This window comes from Nitratireductor rhodophyticola, assembly GCF_019891355.1.
Taxonomy (GTDB): domain Bacteria; phylum Pseudomonadota; class Alphaproteobacteria; order Rhizobiales; family Rhizobiaceae; genus Nitratireductor; species Nitratireductor rhodophyticola.
The window spans coordinates 327,654-343,433 of sequence record NZ_JAHSSF010000003.1; the positions used below are offsets into that span (position 1 = coordinate 327,654).

General features: G+C 61.5%; 11 protein-coding genes and 1 tRNA gene. 3 read left to right on the plus strand and 9 right to left on the minus strand.

Annotation, left to right across the window (positions count from 1 at the left end):
• Window positions 1-12: 12 nt before the first annotated feature.
• From pstA to KUG85_RS12655, 7 genes are all read right to left on the minus strand, one after another.
• Window positions 13-1,329, minus strand: coding sequence for a phosphate ABC transporter permease PstA (gene pstA, locus KUG85_RS12625; protein ID WP_065817024.1), 1,317 nt, complete (start codon window positions 1,327-1,329; stop codon window positions 13-15).
• Window positions 1,326-2,798 (minus strand): phosphate ABC transporter permease subunit PstC, encoded by a 1,473-nt coding sequence (pstC, locus tag KUG85_RS12630; protein WP_065817023.1) that lies wholly within the window; start codon window positions 2,796-2,798, stop codon window positions 1,326-1,328. Before pstC ends, pstA begins: the two co-directional genes overlap by 4 nt.
• 104 nt (window positions 2,799-2,902) lie before the next feature.
• Complete coding sequence (locus tag KUG85_RS12635; protein WP_065817022.1) at window positions 2,903-3,940, minus strand: substrate-binding domain-containing protein; 1,038 nt, start codon at window positions 3,938-3,940, stop codon at window positions 2,903-2,905.
• Between the two features lie 660 nt (window positions 3,941-4,600).
• Window positions 4,601-7,837: a response regulator gene (locus KUG85_RS12640; RefSeq protein WP_223005476.1), complete on the minus strand. Its 3,237-nt coding sequence runs from the start codon at window positions 7,835-7,837 to the stop codon at window positions 4,601-4,603.
• 261 nt (window positions 7,838-8,098) lie between these two features.
• Window positions 8,099-8,174: transfer RNA gene (locus tag KUG85_RS12645), tRNA-Glu, on the minus strand.
• A gap of 51 nt (window positions 8,175-8,225) precedes the next feature.
• Window positions 8,226-8,630: a VOC family protein gene (locus KUG85_RS12650; protein ID WP_223005477.1), complete on the minus strand. Its 405-nt coding sequence runs from the start codon at window positions 8,628-8,630 to the stop codon at window positions 8,226-8,228.
• A gap of 2 nt (window positions 8,631-8,632) precedes the next feature.
• On the minus strand, window positions 8,633-9,007 hold the full coding sequence (locus KUG85_RS12655) for a fimbrial protein (protein WP_223005478.1): 375 nt from the start codon (window positions 9,005-9,007) through the stop codon (window positions 8,633-8,635).
• Between the two features lie 26 nt (window positions 9,008-9,033).
• Between KUG85_RS12655 and KUG85_RS12660 the strand changes: the two genes are divergently transcribed.
• Together KUG85_RS12660 and rpoH are read left to right on the plus strand one after the other, a co-directional pair.
• Window positions 9,034-10,083: an RluA family pseudouridine synthase gene (locus KUG85_RS12660; protein ID WP_065817018.1), complete on the plus strand. Its 1,050-nt coding sequence runs from the start codon at window positions 9,034-9,036 to the stop codon at window positions 10,081-10,083.
• Window positions 10,084-10,284: 201 nt separating this feature from the next.
• A complete protein-coding gene (gene rpoH, locus KUG85_RS12665; RefSeq protein ID WP_065817017.1) occupies window positions 10,285-11,208 on the plus strand; it encodes an RNA polymerase sigma factor RpoH in 924 nt (307 codons plus the stop codon).
• A gap of 271 nt (window positions 11,209-11,479) precedes the next feature.
• Here rpoH and KUG85_RS12670 read toward each other — a convergent pair whose 3' ends face one another.
• Window positions 11,480-12,967 (minus strand): hypothetical protein, encoded by a 1,488-nt coding sequence (locus KUG85_RS12670; protein WP_223005479.1) that lies wholly within the window; start codon window positions 12,965-12,967, stop codon window positions 11,480-11,482.
• 75 nt (window positions 12,968-13,042) lie between these two features.
• Complete coding sequence (locus KUG85_RS12675) at window positions 13,043-14,341, minus strand: adenylosuccinate synthase (protein ID WP_065817015.1); 1,299 nt, start codon at window positions 14,339-14,341, stop codon at window positions 13,043-13,045.
• Window positions 14,342-14,580: 239 nt separating this feature from the next.
• On the opposite strand from KUG85_RS12675, the gene KUG85_RS12680 reads away from it, so the two are divergent.
• On the plus strand, window positions 14,581-15,756 hold the full coding sequence (locus tag KUG85_RS12680) for a phosphoserine transaminase (protein ID WP_223005480.1): 1,176 nt from the start codon (window positions 14,581-14,583) through the stop codon (window positions 15,754-15,756).
• The last annotated feature ends 24 nt before the right edge of the window (window positions 15,757-15,780 follow it).

The following is a 15,780-nucleotide window of genomic DNA, read 5'->3' on the forward strand; positions in this document are numbered from 1 at the left end:
CCTTCCACTCCGTTACCAGCGACGCTCGACGCGCCGCCGCAGAATAATGGCGGTGATGTTCATCACGGCGAGGAACAGCAGCAATACGATGATAGCGCCCGAAGTACGCTCGACAAACGCGCGTTCGGCTTCGTTCGCCCACATATAGATCTGAACCGGCAGCGCCGTTGCGGGATCGAGCGGCGTGGTCGGGTAATCGGCCACGAAAGCCACCATGCCGATCAGAAGCAGCGGTGCCGTCTCGCCAAGCGCCTGCGCCAGGCCGATGATCGTGCCCGTCAGAATGCCGGGCGCGGCCAGCGGCAGCACATGGTGAAACACCGTCTGTGTGCGCGAAGCGCCAAGGCCGAGAGCTGCCGAGCGGATCGACGGCGGCACGGCCCGCAGCGCTGCGCGCGTTGCGATAATGATCGTCGGCAATGTCATCAGCGTCAGCACCAGACCGCCCACAAGAGAAGCAGAGCGTGGCAGATGCATGAAATTGATGAACACGGCGAGGCCGAGGAGGCCGAAGACGATGGACGGCACGGCCGCCAGATTGTTGATGTTGACCTCGATCAGATCGGTCAGCTTGTTCTGCGGCGCGAACTCCTCGAGGTAGATCGAGGCGGCAACACCGATCGGCAGCGCCAGGACGAGCACGATCAGCATCATGTAGATCGAGCCGACAATAGCGACGCCCATGCCTGCCGTTTCGGGCCGGCTCGAGGCACCTCGGGTGAAAAGCCCCGAATTGAAGCGCTGTTCCAGAACGCCATCGGCTTCCATCGCGCGCATCCATTCAAGCTGCTGGTCGGAGACCTTGCGGCGGCTTTCATCCACGTCGAGGTTGACCTGACCCTTCACGGCAGAATCCACATCGCCGCTCGCGAGCACCCACACATTCCGGGTCGTGCCGATGATCGACGGGTCCGCCACCACCATGTCGCGCAACTGGGTGCGAACCCCGTTCGAGATCAGACCGCCCACCTCGCGAACCAGCTTGCGGTTCTCCGGGTCGACCCCTAGCTTCGTCACCAGGGCATCTGTCGCAAGTTTCGGATAATTGGCCGTCAGAAGCGCGTTCGGGTCGGTGGCGCGCTCATTGTCCGGATCGATCACATTCTCGGCGAAGGTGACATCCAGATTGATGGAGCTCTGCCAGAAAGCGGTGTAACCGTTGGACACCACCGACCACAAAAGCGCGGCCAGAAAGAAGATGCCGATGGCGATCGCGATGATGCCGTACATCCGGAACCGCTGCTCTGCCGCATAACGCTTCTTGATGCCGATGTCTCGGCGCGCGGCTGCGCGGGGAGCATCGCCCCCTTTGTAGACAGCGTCGGTCATTCGTATTGCTCCCGGTATTTGCGCACGATGTACAGCGCGAAGATGTTCATGCCGAGCGTGAGCACGAACAGGGTCATGCCCAGCGCGAAGGCCACCAGTGTCTGCGGCGAGGTGAACTCGAGGTCCCCGGTGAGCTGATTGACGATCTTGACGGTGATCGTTGTCATTGCCTCGAACGGGTTGAGCGTGAGATTGGCGGCGACGCCTGCGGCCAGAACCACGATCATGGTCTCACCGATGGCACGCGACGCCGTGAGAAGCAGCGCCCCGACAATGCCCGGCAGCGCGGCGGGCATGATGACGCGCTTGATGGTTTCGGAACGCGTCGCGCCAAGCCCGAGCGAACCGTCACGCATGGCGCGTGGCACGGCGGTGATGATGTCGTCCGACAGCGACGAGACGAACGGGATCAACATGATGCCCATAACGAGACCCGCCGTCAGAACGCTCTGGGCCTGAATAAAGCCGGGGCCGCCGGCGATCGCCGCGCTCATGTCGCGCAGGAACGGACCGACCGTGACCAGGGCGAAGAAGCCGTAGACGATGGTCGGAATGCCGGCCAGAACCTCAAGCAGGGGCTTGACCACCGAACGCACGCGCTTGGAGGCGTACTCGGCCATGTAGATCGCAGCCATCAGACCGACCGGAACGGCGAACAGCATCGCCACGAAGGCGATATAGACCGTGCCGGCAAGCAGCGGAATGAGACCGAACTGCCCCTCCTGCGCCTCTGCACCGGCAGCGGCGAAACGCGGGTCCCAGACGGTCCCGAAAAAGAAGTTGCTCAGCGACACCGAGCGGAAGAAGTGGATCGTCTCGAACAGCATCGAGAAGACGATGCCCACCGTCGTCAGGATGGCGATGGTGGAGGCGGCCAGCAGGCCCCAGGTGATGACACGCTCGACATTGTTCCTGGCCCGACCGCGCGGACGCACGCTCCGCAGACCGAGAAAGGCGCCGCCAAGCGACAGAAGGATCGCGATCACCGTACCGATCAACGCTGCATTGTCCTGCATGGCGTTGAGGTCGAGTGCGATGGGGATCATGTAGTCCTGCGTATCCGAGGCGAGTGCCACGCCGCGTTCGGCAAGAACGGGCCGCAGTGCCTCGAAGCTCTTCGGCACCTCGGCAAAGGCGGGGTCGCCCTCGATCCTGCGCAGACCGGCTGCCAGATTGCGGACCATGCCCAGAGCGAGCGAACGGCTCGCAATCGCGCTGTCGGCTGTTTGCTCGGGCATACGTTCGCTGATCGCGCGATCCACATAGGCATAGCTGCCAGCCGACCAGGCCGCCATGAAAAGCAGCGTCGGCAAAACGGCGAGGAGAAAAACCCACCAGCCATGATAATGCGCACGCGAATGCGGCTTCTCAGCCGCCGATGCACTTTGCTTTTTTGCGCGCGCACTGCCGAGAACATAGCCGACAACGCCGATGAACACGATGATGGTAAGGAGAAGTCCCCAGGCCACGAAGCCCCCTCTCCGGCACCTGGCCGGGCGTCCAGTTCACAACCTCTCCGCAAAGATCGAACGCAGGCGGCAGGAGCCGCCTGCGTTGTCATGCGGAAACCGGATTACATGGTTTCGCCAGCTTCGAAAGCCTTGCGCTGAGCGTCGCGCTCCGCATCCGGAGCCGGAACCAGACCGTAATCGGCGAGCGGGCTTTCCGGGCCGACCATCTGGTCGTCGAGGAAGAACTCGACATATTCCTTCAGGCCCGGGACAACGCCGATATGCGCCTTCTTCACGTAGAACTGAAGCGGACGCGACACGGGGTATTCGCCGGTGGAGATCGTGTCGACCGACGGCGTGATGCCGTTGATGGTGGCGACCTTCAGCTTGTCGGCATTGTTCTCGTAGAAGGAGAGGCCGAACACGCCGACGCCGGTCTTGTTGGCGTCGATGCGAGCGAGCGTCTCGGTGTAGTCGCCGTCGATGTCGACCGCACCACCGTCCTTGCGGACCGCGATGCATGCGTCTTCGGCAGCATCCTCGTCGAGACCAGCCTCTTCGGCTGCCTTGAGGCCACCAGCAACTTCACAGCCGGCCGCAAGCACCTTCTCCTCGAAGACTTCGCGGGTGCCATGCTTTTCACCGGGGATGTAAGCAGCGATGTCCCAATCCGGCAGATCCGGGTTCACTTCGTTCCACTTCTTGTAGGGATTGTCGACGAGCTTGCCGTCGACAGCGACCTTCGCCGCCAGAGCCTTGTAGACATCGACCGGCTCGAGCGCCCAATCCGGACCCTGGATATCCGTGGCGAAGACGATGCCGTCATAGCCGAACTGGACTTCCTGGATTTCCGTCACGCCTGCTTCCGCGCAGGCTGCGACTTCCTTTTCACGGATTTTGCGCGATGCATTGGCGATGTCGATCGTGGCTTCACCGACGCCCTTGCAGAACTCTTTCAGGCCAGCGGACGAACCACCGGACTCGACAACCGGCGTCTTGAAGTTCGGGAAGGTCTCGCCGAAATTCTCGGCAACGATCTTCGCATAGGGGAGAACGGTCGACGAACCGGCGATCTGTACCTGATCGCGGGCCGCGGCCGCGCCGACCGCACCGGCAAGGGCGATCGTGGCCGCCGAAGCGGTGAGAAGGAATTTTTTCATTGGAGACAGCTCCCTGTTCGGAATTCGGTCAGACGCCCTGCCGGCGTCGGGGAGCGGAATAACAACTCTGTGTAACAGTTCCATGACAGTTCCGTGTCAGCCCGATTACGATGACGAAATGACAGGTTTTTCGGACAACGGAACGGGTTGCGGATCGCAACGGTACGGACGGCAAGGCCAGTGTGACACTGCTGTTTTTCTGCAGGCCCTTCGGCACAGCCGCGCTGCCAGAGGCAGGATGCCCCTTTCGGCTCTGTATCCGTATCACACCAAGTATGTACATCGCCCCGGATGATCCCGCCTGGCGACAATACCGGCTGGGTTATCACCGGTATAAGAAGCGGGAGCCAACTGAAGTGTGCAGGAACACCGCACTGGACGGCAGAGCCAAAAAAGCCGGGCGGGGGAAAGACCATATAGAATGGCAAATCACACTTGGCTGGGTTTAAAACCCGGATAGATCCTGTTGGGGCTCGTTTGGATCACCCACGGCCTGCGGACATCCGCCCGCCCGGAAAATCTAGATCGGTTATCGACCATTTGTCTCAACTTTAATGAGAACACCAGACACCCTAAATGGTGCGATCGCGCTAGTTCACAAGAAAGCCGGAGCAGAGGGAAATAACTCATAAACAACAGTGTGTTAATTAATTTTTTTACTCATTTAATGATTGATTTCGAGTGCACAAAACTCACCCAGGAGTTGATTTTCTCCAGAAGTGCCCTGGGGCTGATCGGCTTGGAAAGGTAATCATCCATCCCCGCTTCCAGACAAAGCTCACGGTCACCTTTCAAGGCGTGAGCGGTGACACCGATGATCGGAACCCGTGTCCGCATTTCCCGTTCCCGGTGGCGTATTTCCCGCGTTGCCTCCAGTCCGCTCATACCGGGCATCGAAACATCCATCAGGATGAGGCGCGGTTTCCTGCGCCGATGTGCTTCCAGGGCATGTTTGCCACTTTCGACGATATCGAAACGCAGCCCTGCCTCACTCAGGATCTGCCGGAAGACCAGCTGGTTCACTTCATTGTCTTCGGCAACCAGAACGTCGATGTCGGACGAAATCTCACCGTCGCCTTGCAACGCCGCATCGTCCGGTTGGGCAGATCGCGTTGCACCTTCCGGGACGGGTTCCCGCGCCATTCCAGCTTCACCAACGGGCGCTGCAGCCTGTGTCGGCTGCATGGCGGCAACCATTGCCTCGAGAAGTGCCGAGGATCGCGCTGGCTTGATCAGGTGCGAAGCGATGGACAATTCGCGTGCTCCAAAGCCGGAAAGCGACTGGTCGACGGAGGTCAGGAGAACCACCGGAACGTCCGCGATTGCCCGATCCGCCCTCATCGCCTCCACCATCTCCAGCCCGTTCATGCCCGGCATCTGATAGTCGACGACCGCGCAGTCGACGCGCAGTCCCAGCTTTGCAGCAGCGCGCAGCACATCCAGACCTTCGGCGGCATCCCGGGCCACGCAGGCGTCAAAACCCCAGTGCTCCATCTGCTCGCGGAGGATCATCCGGTTGACGGAGTTGTCATCGACAACAAGAACGCGGGCGTTCGAGACTTCACGGGGCGCGAGGGGTTGCGGGGTTGCGCCAGCGGCCTTGGGCAGAATCAACGTGAACCAGAACGTCGATCCACGTCCCTCCACGCTCTCGACACCGATTTCACCCCCCATGAGATCGACGAGGCGCGAGGTGATGGCGAGCCCGAGGCCGGTTCCCTCGTGGCGGCGGGTCGACGACGCATCGACCTGGCTGAACTTGTCGAAGATCAGGTGGAGCTTTTCCTTTGGAATTCCGATGCCCGTGTCGGTGACACTGAACTGCAGCGCCAGCGCACCATCGGGTGTGTCGCTGCCGCTCACATTCACCAGAACATGTCCTTTTTCGGTGAACTTGACGGCGTTGCCCACAAGGTTCGTCAAAATCTGCCGGACGCGGCCGACATCACCCACCACGGCGCGCGTGATGCCCGGATCCACCCGGACGATCAGCTCGAGATCCTTCTCCTTTGCGCGCGACGACATGAGGGTTGCCACATCGCCGACCGCCTCTCCGAGATAGAACGGCTCGGCCTCAAGGACGATATGGCCGGCATCGATCTTGGAGAAGTCCAGGATATCGTTGATGATGGTGAGAAGCGCGTTGCCCGATTTCAGAATGATGTCGGCAAAGGTTTTCTGCTTGGCCGTAAGCTCTGTCTTTGCCAGCAACTCGGTCATACCGAGAACGCCGTTCATGGGCGTTCGGATTTCGTGGCTCATATTGGCGAGGAACTCGGACTTTGCCCGGTCGGCGAGCACCGCCTCTTCGCGTGCTGCCTGCAATTCGGCCTCACGCTGTTTGAGCTCGGTGATATCCACCCGCACGCCAACGAAAGTGCCATCCTCGGTGCGTGTATCGATGGCCTTGACCCAGCGCCCATTGGCATGGCTGCGCTCAAAGATGCGATGACGCACGTGATAGGAACGCAGATAGCCCGTGATCCAGGCTTCCCGATCGGTGTCATAAAGCGCATCGAGATCCGGATCGCCGCTTTGCCGGAAATATCCCGCATCGTGCGCGAGTTCGACGGCATCCCGCAGCGATTTTCCCGGCCGCATCGCCGGTATCATGGCCGGCAGTGCCTCCTGCATCTTGCGATTGGCCAAAACATAGCGGTCGTCGCGATCGTAGATGACAACGCCAGCCGGAAGCGTCTCCAGAACCTCGGCAAGCTGCCGGCGCGCATCTTCGGCATCGTTCTCGCGCTTGCGGATATCGGAAATGTCGAACAGCGCCCCCACCACATAGGGCGTGCCGCTCTCCGTCTCCACGCGGCATTTGCGCACGATACGGTACTTGCCGATACCGGGCTGGTCGAAGTCTTCCTCGACCTCGAAATCCTCGCGGGTTTCGAGCACGCGCCGCTCGCTGCTCTCGAATGTCTCGGCAAGCTCCGGTGTCGTGAAATCGGCGGCACGCCGACCGAGAATCTCAGTCGCTTCGTCGCCAAGCGTACGCTTGAAGGCCCGGTTGGCCAGAACGAACCGCAGATCCTGGTCCTTGGCGAAAACCGGATTGGGCAGTTCATCCAGGATGGCTTCGGCAAGCTTTGCCTTTTCGAGAGCCGCGGCCAGCGCACCTTCATGCCGCTTGAGCCTTGTGATGTCGGTGCAGATGCCGATGGCCCCTCCATCCTCGGTCCGCTTCTCGCGATGCATGACCCAGCGCCCGTCCGTGAAACGGAGCACGCTTTCAAAGGCCTCTTCACGGCTGCGCAGATCCAGAACCCTGCGAAGCCACACCTCCGGCTCGAGCCCTTCAGAAGACAGTATTCTGCGCTCGAGACCGGCACGCAAAAGCGCCTCGAAGGACGTTCCCGGGCGGATGACGTCTTCCAGACCTGCATACATGTCCAGCATGGCCTGGTTGCTGAGCACCAGGCGGTCGTCTGCGTCGTAGCAGCAGAACGCGTCGCGGGTGACATCCAGCGCAGCCATCAGCCTTGCAAGATGCCCGCCGCTGCCCGTGCGATGCTCATGCAGACCCGCTCCATCGCCTGCCCCGCGAAGGAGCTCCATCATCGGCGTGACGTTGCAGGCTACACCCCGATAGCCGTAAAATCGGCCATGGTCGTCGAAAAGCGGGAACCCGGATACAGAAATCCAGCGGCAGTCGGGAGGTCCACCTTCCAGGTCATAAACGAACTGGCTGAACGGCTCACGCGCCGCCAGAAGTCTCTCATGGGCCTCGACATCGCCGACGGGATGAAACGCATTGCGGGCCAGCGTGATGCGCGAACGGCCGATGAAACGCTCACGATTCAGCCCGGTGATTCTCTCGAACTCTTCCGAGATCCAGGTCAGCCGGTGGGCTTCGTCGGCTTCCCAGACCCAGCCGGGCGCAGACCGCAGCAAAGCGGCCAGTTCATCGCCGCAAAAACGCTGCCCAACGTCTGAATCCTCGCCGGTCCCCAAAACTGTCCGCTCCCTAGAAAGGCACAAACCGAGCCTTCTCGTGACCTCAACGCATCGACGCCAGTGTGGTTGCCAAGGCTTAACGATTTGCAAAGCATAAGAAGTGTTCGCAGCGCACCCTGACAGACGGAGCTTGCCTGCTGCTGGAGCGCAGCACGGTCAGCCTGCAAATCGAAACCATTCGTGCGACTTGGGGGGAAGTGGCACTCCCAAGGGGACTCGAACCCCTGTTTCCGCCGTGAGAGGGCGGCGTCCTAGACCGCTAGACGATGGGAGCGCAGCGATTGCGGCGATATAGTCGCCTTCGCCGGCAAATGCAACAGCGGTTTTACCTTCCCTGTGAATTTGGCTGCAAAAGATCCCAGAGATTGCCATAGAGGTCCGAAAAGACGGCCACGGTTCCATAAGCCTCTTCCCGTGGCGCCTCACGAAACGTCACGCCGGCATCGCGCATGGCGCGGTAGTCGCGCCAGAAATCATCCGTGTGCAGGAAGAGGAACACGCGCCCGCCCGCCTGATTGCCGATGCTGGCGGATTGTCCGTTTCCCGAAGCCCGCGCCAGAAGCAGCGCGCCGAGCGCCCCGGCGTCTGGCGCCATGACCACCCAGCGCTTTTCGGCGGAAAGGACGGTGTCTTCAAGAAGGTGAAAGCCGAGCTTCCCGCGATACCAGGCGATTGCCTCGTCATAGTCACGAACGACAAGCGTGGTCAGCGCGATGTGGCGGCGGGACATGGTCAGGGCTGCAGCGCGAACCGGGCGATCATCCGGCCACTCGCCAGGTCGTAGAGACGCAGTTCCTCGGTGCCGTCGGCAAGGCGCAGATGCAGCGACACGCGCATGCCGTCCAGAGCCTGGGAGACGACGCGCGCACCTTCGGGAAGGTCGATGCTCCCTTCAACGGCATCGCCCGGCAGGGCAATCGTCGTGGCGGGTTCTTCGGGGCCGCTGCTGAGTGTCTTGTAGACAAAGGCGAGCACGACAGCCATAACCGCTGCGAACAGAATGCCCAGGTTGATGGCCATAAAGCGGACCATCTTGCGGCGCACACGCTCGGCCGCCGGGTCGAGCTCTTCCTGCTCCAGGTCTTCCTGTTCTTGTGGCGTGGCCATGTCTCACCGTTTCGAAAGCAGTTCCAATGGGCGATCCTGATACCGAAGACGACAACGATTGGGAAGACACGCGTGCGCGCAAAGCGTTTGCCGTCGAAGCAGAACATGCCGGAGAACGGCTGGATCGCTGGCTTTCAGACCGGTTGGGCGCGTCCGTTTCACGCAGCCGCCTGCAGACGCTTATCCGCGCCGGTGCAGTGACAACGGGCGGAAACCCGGTCACCGAGACAAAGCACAGGGTCGCGGAGGGCGAGGTCTACGCGCTGACAATACCCGAAGCGGAACCCGCCGAGCCCAAAGCCGAGGCGATCCCACTCGAGGTTCTTTACGAAGACGATGCACTGATCGTGATCAACAAACCAGCCGGCCTTGTCGTTCACCCCGCCCCCGGCAACTGGTCCGGAACGCTGGTGAATGCGCTGCTGCACCATTGCGGCGCCTCCCTCTCGGGCATTGGCGGCGTGCGCAGGCCGGGCATCGTGCATCGCCTCGACCGCGATACAAGCGGCGTCATGGTCGTTGCCAAGACGGACAATGCCCATCGCCTTCTTTCGGAGACCTTTGCCGACCATGGCCGGAGCGGCGACCTGGAGCGCGCCTACATCGCCCTCGTGTGGGGTGCCCCGGAGCGGATGGCGGGAACCATCGACGCTCCGCTCGGACGCCATGCACAGAGCCGGACATTGCGTGCCGTCGTGCCGGCGGGGCGCAGCGATGCGCGCCACGCGGTGACCCGCTATCAGGTGCAGAAGCGTTACGGAACCGATGGCAGCGGCAAGGCGTTTGCCGCGAAAGTGGAATGCAGGCTGGAAACCGGACGCACCCATCAGATCCGTGTCCATATGGCCCATATCGGTCACCCGCTTATCGGTGACGCGGACTATGGCCGCGCATTCCGCACGAAGGTAAACCGCCTGCCGGAAGACATACGCCCTACAGTCGCCGCTTTTCCGCGTCAGGCTCTTCATGCGCGCCTTCTGGCTTTCCGTCATCCGGAGACCGGCGACCTCATGCGTTTCGAGGCCGATCCGCCTCCCGACATGATGGCATTGACAAGGGCGCTGGATATTTTGTAATTATCGGTACAATAATATTATTGTTCACCGCCTGGTGACATAATGTTGACAGCAGGATGAAACTTTAACCGTCGGAATTCGTTCCTATATAGGATATGGTGCGATGCATCAAAGATGGTCGCGCTGTCTCTCATTCCAGCAAACGCCAGGTTTTCAAGGCGTCCCCGCATGAGGGCATATCCGGCAAAGGAGGGTGCTTAAATGGCCCAGACATTACCCAGCATCGCTTCAGGTGAAGGCGGACTGACCCGCTACCTGGAGGAGATTCGCCGCTTCCCCATGCTTCAGCCCGAGGAAGAGTACATGCTCGCCAAGCGCTATTCAGAGCATGACGATACGGCGGCTGCACACAAGCTCGTGACGAGCCACCTGCGTCTCGTGGCCAAGATCGCCATGGGGTATCGCGGCTATGGCCTGCCGATCGGCGAAGTCATTTCCGAAGGCAATGTCGGCCTGATGCAGGCCGTGAAGAAATTCGAACCGGAGCGCGGCTTCCGTCTCGCCACCTATGCCATGTGGTGGATCAAGGCCTCGATCCAGGAATATATCCTGCGCTCGTGGAGCCTCGTGAAAATGGGCACCACGGCAAACCAGAAGCGCCTGTTCTTCAACCTTCGCAAGGTGAAGAGCAAGATTCAGGCACTCGATGACGGCGACCTGAACCCCGAACAGGTTTCGGAAATCGCCACGCGCCTCAATGTCAGCGAGGAAGAGGTGATTTCGATGAATCGCCGCCTGTCCGGCGACGCTTCGCTCAACGCGCCCATCCGGGCGACCGAGGGCGAATCGGGCGAATGGCAGGACTGGCTGGTCGACGATGGCGAAAGCCAGGAGGACATGCTGGTCGAGCAGGACGAACTGGAAACTCGCCGCCGCATGCTCGGCGACGCCATGTCGGTGCTGAACGATCGCGAGAAGCGTATTTTCCAGGCCCGACGCCTTTCCGAGGATCCGATGACCCTGGAAGAGCTTTCAGGCGAATTCGACATCAGCCGCGAGCGCGTGCGCCAGATCGAGGTCCGCGCCTTCGAGAAGGTTCAGGAAGCCGTGCAGAATTCGGCTCGCCAGCAGGCACTGGCCGCCAAGGCCATGGCAGCCGAGGCACACCGCCAGGCAGGCGCCTGATACGGAAACGTGCAACTTGCATGAACTGAAAAAAGCCGGTGGTCTCCCGCCGGCTTTTTTTTTGAGGTTGTTTCTAATGCATGTCGCTTTCAAATGAGTTCATTTGAAAGACAACGAACATGCATCATTTGAAAGTGTTACAGCGTCCTTTGCGCGTCTTGTAAGACGCGCGGCGCTGTAGAGCATCGGAATAATCCGAAAGCCGGTTTCCACTTTTCGGTCCGATGCTCCATCAACGATCTAAACGACCTGCGGGAAAGCCACGGTCCCGTCAGCCGCTCGTCGCATTCTGCCAGGCGTTGAGCACATCGGTGAAAACCTTCTCACCGGGAATGCCCTTCTCGATCGTGATAAGCGCACGGCGTCCCGACTTGTAGACCACGGGTATGTCGATCCAGCTCTGGCGGCGCAGAAGGAGCATATTGGTTTCGGCATCGGCCGTGCTGTCGCTGAGCGCAACGAGGAAGAAGCCGTCGGCGATCTTGGCCGGGATGCCAAGCAGCGGATTGCCCGTATCCTGCTCTGACCGTTTCAGGGAAACCCGCAGGACATTATCGATGCCACCGCCGTCGAAATCGTCCGGTGTGAGGAAGATGATCTCGAGAATATGGCTGGCAGGCAGGGATTCGTCGGCATTGCGCCGGATCGTCATCTTGAGCTGCAGATTTTTCTCGGGGATCGTTGCATCGGCCCGAATGGCCGGCTCGGGTGGAAGATCATTGCCGGGCGATTCCTGCACCACGGACCAGACGACCGCGCCGAGATCCGCAGACCCCTGCGAAACGCTCGTGCGCTCTTCATAGAAGATCGCCTTCTGGCCCACGGGCAGCGCTTCGCCGGCGCCCGGGCTCTCCGGCTGACCGTTCTGAACCGGTGCCGGCTGCACCGCTGTTTCATCGCCCTGCACCGTTGCCTGCGCCACGGACGTGCCTTCGCCAAGACCGGGTTCTCCGCCGGCTGGGCCCTCATCGACCTCGCGTCCATCTTCGAGCAGGCGCTGGGTGAACTTGCGAACCGGCGCCGGCTCGGCGGGCGGAGTGGCTTCGGCGCTGCCGCTCTCGGCTGCCGCCTGCTCGGTTTCCTGAGTATCCGCCGGCGCACCGTCTCCTGCCTCCGAGCGGGTCTCACCACTCTCGGCGACCGTTTGCCCATCGCCCTCGAAATCAGCGAACCTGGAAAGATCGTCCCTGTAGAACCAGGCGCCTGCGGCAATGGCAGCCACGAGAAGCAACACCAGCCCGGCGACCAGCCCGGAAGCTCCACCCTTGCGCGGCCTGGCGCGCGGCGGCGGCGGAGGTGTCTCCAGGGCGACATCCTCACCTGAAGACGAGATCGGCGCTTCGGAGCGCACGGCATGGTCCGTTTCGCTCCCTTCTGACGCAGCCTCGGCTTCCTTCTGCGCTTCCGCAGCCGGGGGAGCAGGTTCCGGCGTCGGAGTCGGCGTCTCGAAGGCGGGAGGAACGGAAACACCCGGCTTCGCCGGATCGACATCCAGTTCGGCAAAGATCTGGTCTAGTTCATCCTGTGCTGGTTCCTCAGGCTGGGGCGGGGGCGCATATTCGGCCTCGACCTTGGCGATTGCGTCTTCAAGCAGCTTGCGCTGGCGGTCAGCCACCGCAGCGGACGGCGCCGGGTCCATGCCCGCAAGCTTGTTCTCGATCGTCGTCCGGGCCTTCTGATAGATGCGCTCGCGCGCCGCCGGAGTGTTTTCCGACAACGCCTCGATCGTCTTCTTCAGAACCGCAGAAAAATCCGCCATGCCTTATCAAACCTGTTTTACTTCTTGAACGCGCGGCCATTTCCACAGACACGCAAAACAGTTCCGCCCGCGAAACTAGTCCTGAAAAGGATCGGTCACAAGTATGGCGTCTTCGCGTTCGGGACTGGTGGAAAGAATCGCCACCGGCGCGCCAATCAGTTCCTCCACGTGGCGGACATATTTAACCGCCTGAGCCGGGAGGTCCGTCCACTTGCGTGCGCCCTTGGTCGTGCCCTTCCAGCCTTCAAGCGTCTCATAAACGGGCTCGAGGCGGGCCTGCGCGCCCTGACCTGCCGGGAGATAATCGATCAGTTCGCCGTCGAGCCTGTAGCCGGTGCAGATCTTGATCTCGTCCATCCCATCGAGAACATCGAGCTTGGTGAGAGCGATGCCATTCATGCCGTTGGCGACGACTGCCTGGCGCACGAGAACCGCATCGAACCAGCCGCAGCGCCGCTTGCGCCCGGTAACGGTGCCGAACTCATGACCACGCGTGCCGAGGAACTCGCCGACCTCGTTGTCCTGCTCTGTCGGAAACGGCCCTTCGCCGACGCGTGTCGTATAGGCCTTGGTGATGCCCAGCACATAATCGATGGAACCCGGCCCGAGACCGGAACCGGTGGCCGCCTGACCGGCAATCGTGTTGGAAGAGGTCACGAAGGGATAGGTGCCATGGTCGATGTCGAGCATGGTGCCCTGTGCGCCCTCGAACAGGATGCGCTGGCCCGCCCGGCGCGCATCCTCAAGAATTTTCCAGACACGATCCACATAGGGGAGGATCTTGTCAGCCACCGAGGTGAGCTCGTCCATGATGGCCTGGTGCGTCACCTCTTCGTGGCCGAGCCCCCGGCGCAGGGCGTTATGATGCGTGAGCAGGCGGTCGATCTTCATCGGCAGCGTGTCGGTGTTGGCCAGATCCATGACACGGATCGCGCGGCGGCCGACCTTGTCTTCGTAGGCCGGACCAATGCCGCGACGGGTGGTGCCGATCTTCGTACCCGAATTGGAAGCGGCATCCTCGCGGAACCCGTCGAGCTCACGGTGGAGCGACAGGATCAGAGCCGTGTTCTCGGCAATCTTCAGCCGATCCGGCGTCACCTCGATCCCCTGCTCGGCAAGACGCCCCATTTCCGCAACGAAAGCATGCGGATCGAACACGACACCATTGCCGATGACCGAAAGCTTTCCCGGACGCACAACACCGGAGGGCAGCAGTGACAGCTTGTAGCTCACGCCGTCGATGACGAGGGTATGACCGGCATTGTGGCCACCCTGGAAACGCGCCACCACATCAGCGCGCTCCGACAGCCAGTCCACGATCTTGCCCTTGCCCTCGTCGCCCCACTGCGAGCCGACAACCACCACATTTGCCATGAAAACATCCTTCCGGCGCAACGTCCGGCGGGTCCCCCGCCTGGATGACTTAAGAAATCGAAACGCCTCTATAGAGCCTCAAAGCCCCGGTGGGAACCATCTCGCGCCATGCGGAACCGATTTCCCGTCTCCAGAGGCACTCATGTCGCACTTGACGAAAAAACCGGATCGGCGTAACTCCGTCCGTGGGCCACCTCTCCCCACCGAGAGGCGTGCTATCTGGAAGGATAGGATATATCATGAGCACACTCCCCACGCCGGACCTCCGTCCGGCCAATACGCATTTTTCCTCAGGTCCCTGCACAAAACGTCCCGGCTGGTCGCTCGAAGCGCTTGCCGACGCTCCCCTTGGCCGGTCGCATCGTTCCTCCATCGGCAAGGCGAAACTGGCAGAGGCCATCGATCTTACCCGTGAAATTCTGCAGGTTCCGGCCGATTACCGCATCGGCATCGTGCCTGCATCCGACACAGGCGCCGTCGAGATGACGCTCTGGTCGCTTCTGGGTGAGCGCGGCGTCGACATGGTTGCCTGGGAATCCTTCGGTGCCGGGTGGGTCACCGATGTGGTCAAGCAGCTGAAACTCGACGATGTGCGCCGCATCGAAGCCGATTATGGCGATCTGCCGGATCTCGGCTCCATCGATTTCGACCGCGACGTGGTTTTCACCTGGAACGGCACCACCTCCGGCGTGCGCGTGCCCGATGGCAATTTCATCCCCGCGAACCGCGCTGGCCTGACCATCTGCGACGCAACGTCTGCGGCCTTCGCGCAGCGCCTGCCCTTCGACAAGCTCGATGTGGTCACCTTCTCCTGGCAAAAAGTGCTTGGCGGTGAAGGCGCACACGGTGTCATCATCCTCTCGCCGCGCGCTGTCGAACGGCTGGAAAGCTATACACCCGCATGGCCGCTGCCCAAAATCTTCCGCCTGACCAAGGGCGGCAAGCTGATCGAGGGCATCTTCCGTGGTGAGACGATCAACACACCCTCCATGCTGTGCGTGGAAGACTATCTGGACGCGCTGAACTGGGCGAAGGCCATTGGCGGCCTCGACGGTCTCGTTGCCCGCGCCAATGCGAATTTCGCCGTGATCGACGAATTCGTGCGCCGCACGCCCTGGCTCGACCATCTGGCAAAAGTGCCGGCCACGCGCTCCAACACATCGGTGTGCCTGTCGATCGTCGATCCCGAGATCGCCGCACTCGATGCGGGCGAGCAGGCTGCCTTTGCCAAGGGGATGGTTTCCGCACTCGCCAAGGCGGGCGTCGCCTATGACATCGGTCACTATCGCGATGCGCCCTCGGGCCTGCGAATCTGGGCCGGCGCCACGGTGGAAGCTTCCGATCTGGAAGCGCTGATGCCCTGGCTCGACTGGGCGTTCCAGTCCCAGAAGGCGCAACTCAAGGCCGCAGCCTGACACGATACTGCGGCTCCTGAACCG

Coding starts and splice junctions, on each gene's coding strand:
- KUG85_RS12635 (WP_065817022.1), bottom strand. CDS start 3,940: ATGAAAAAATTCCTTCTCACCGCTTCGGCGGCCACGATCGCCCTTGCC.
- KUG85_RS12680 (WP_223005480.1), top strand. CDS start 14,581: ATGAGCACACTCCCCACGCCGGACCTCCGTCCGGCCAATACGCATTTT.
- rpoH (WP_065817017.1), top strand. CDS start 10,285: ATGGCCCAGACATTACCCAGCATCGCTTCAGGTGAAGGCGGACTGACC.
- KUG85_RS12670 (WP_223005479.1), bottom strand. CDS start 12,967: ATGGCGGATTTTTCTGCGGTTCTGAAGAAGACGATCGAGGCGTTGTCG.
- KUG85_RS12655 (WP_223005478.1), bottom strand. CDS start 9,007: ATGGCCACGCCACAAGAACAGGAAGACCTGGAGCAGGAAGAGCTCGAC.
- KUG85_RS12675 (WP_065817015.1), bottom strand. CDS start 14,341: ATGGCAAATGTGGTGGTTGTCGGCTCGCAGTGGGGCGACGAGGGCAAG.
- KUG85_RS12650 (WP_223005477.1), bottom strand. CDS start 8,630: ATGTCCCGCCGCCACATCGCGCTGACCACGCTTGTCGTTCGTGACTAT.
- KUG85_RS12660 (WP_065817018.1), top strand. CDS start 9,034: ATGGGCGATCCTGATACCGAAGACGACAACGATTGGGAAGACACGCGT.
- pstA (WP_065817024.1), bottom strand. CDS start 1,329: ATGACCGACGCTGTCTACAAAGGGGGCGATGCTCCCCGCGCAGCCGCG.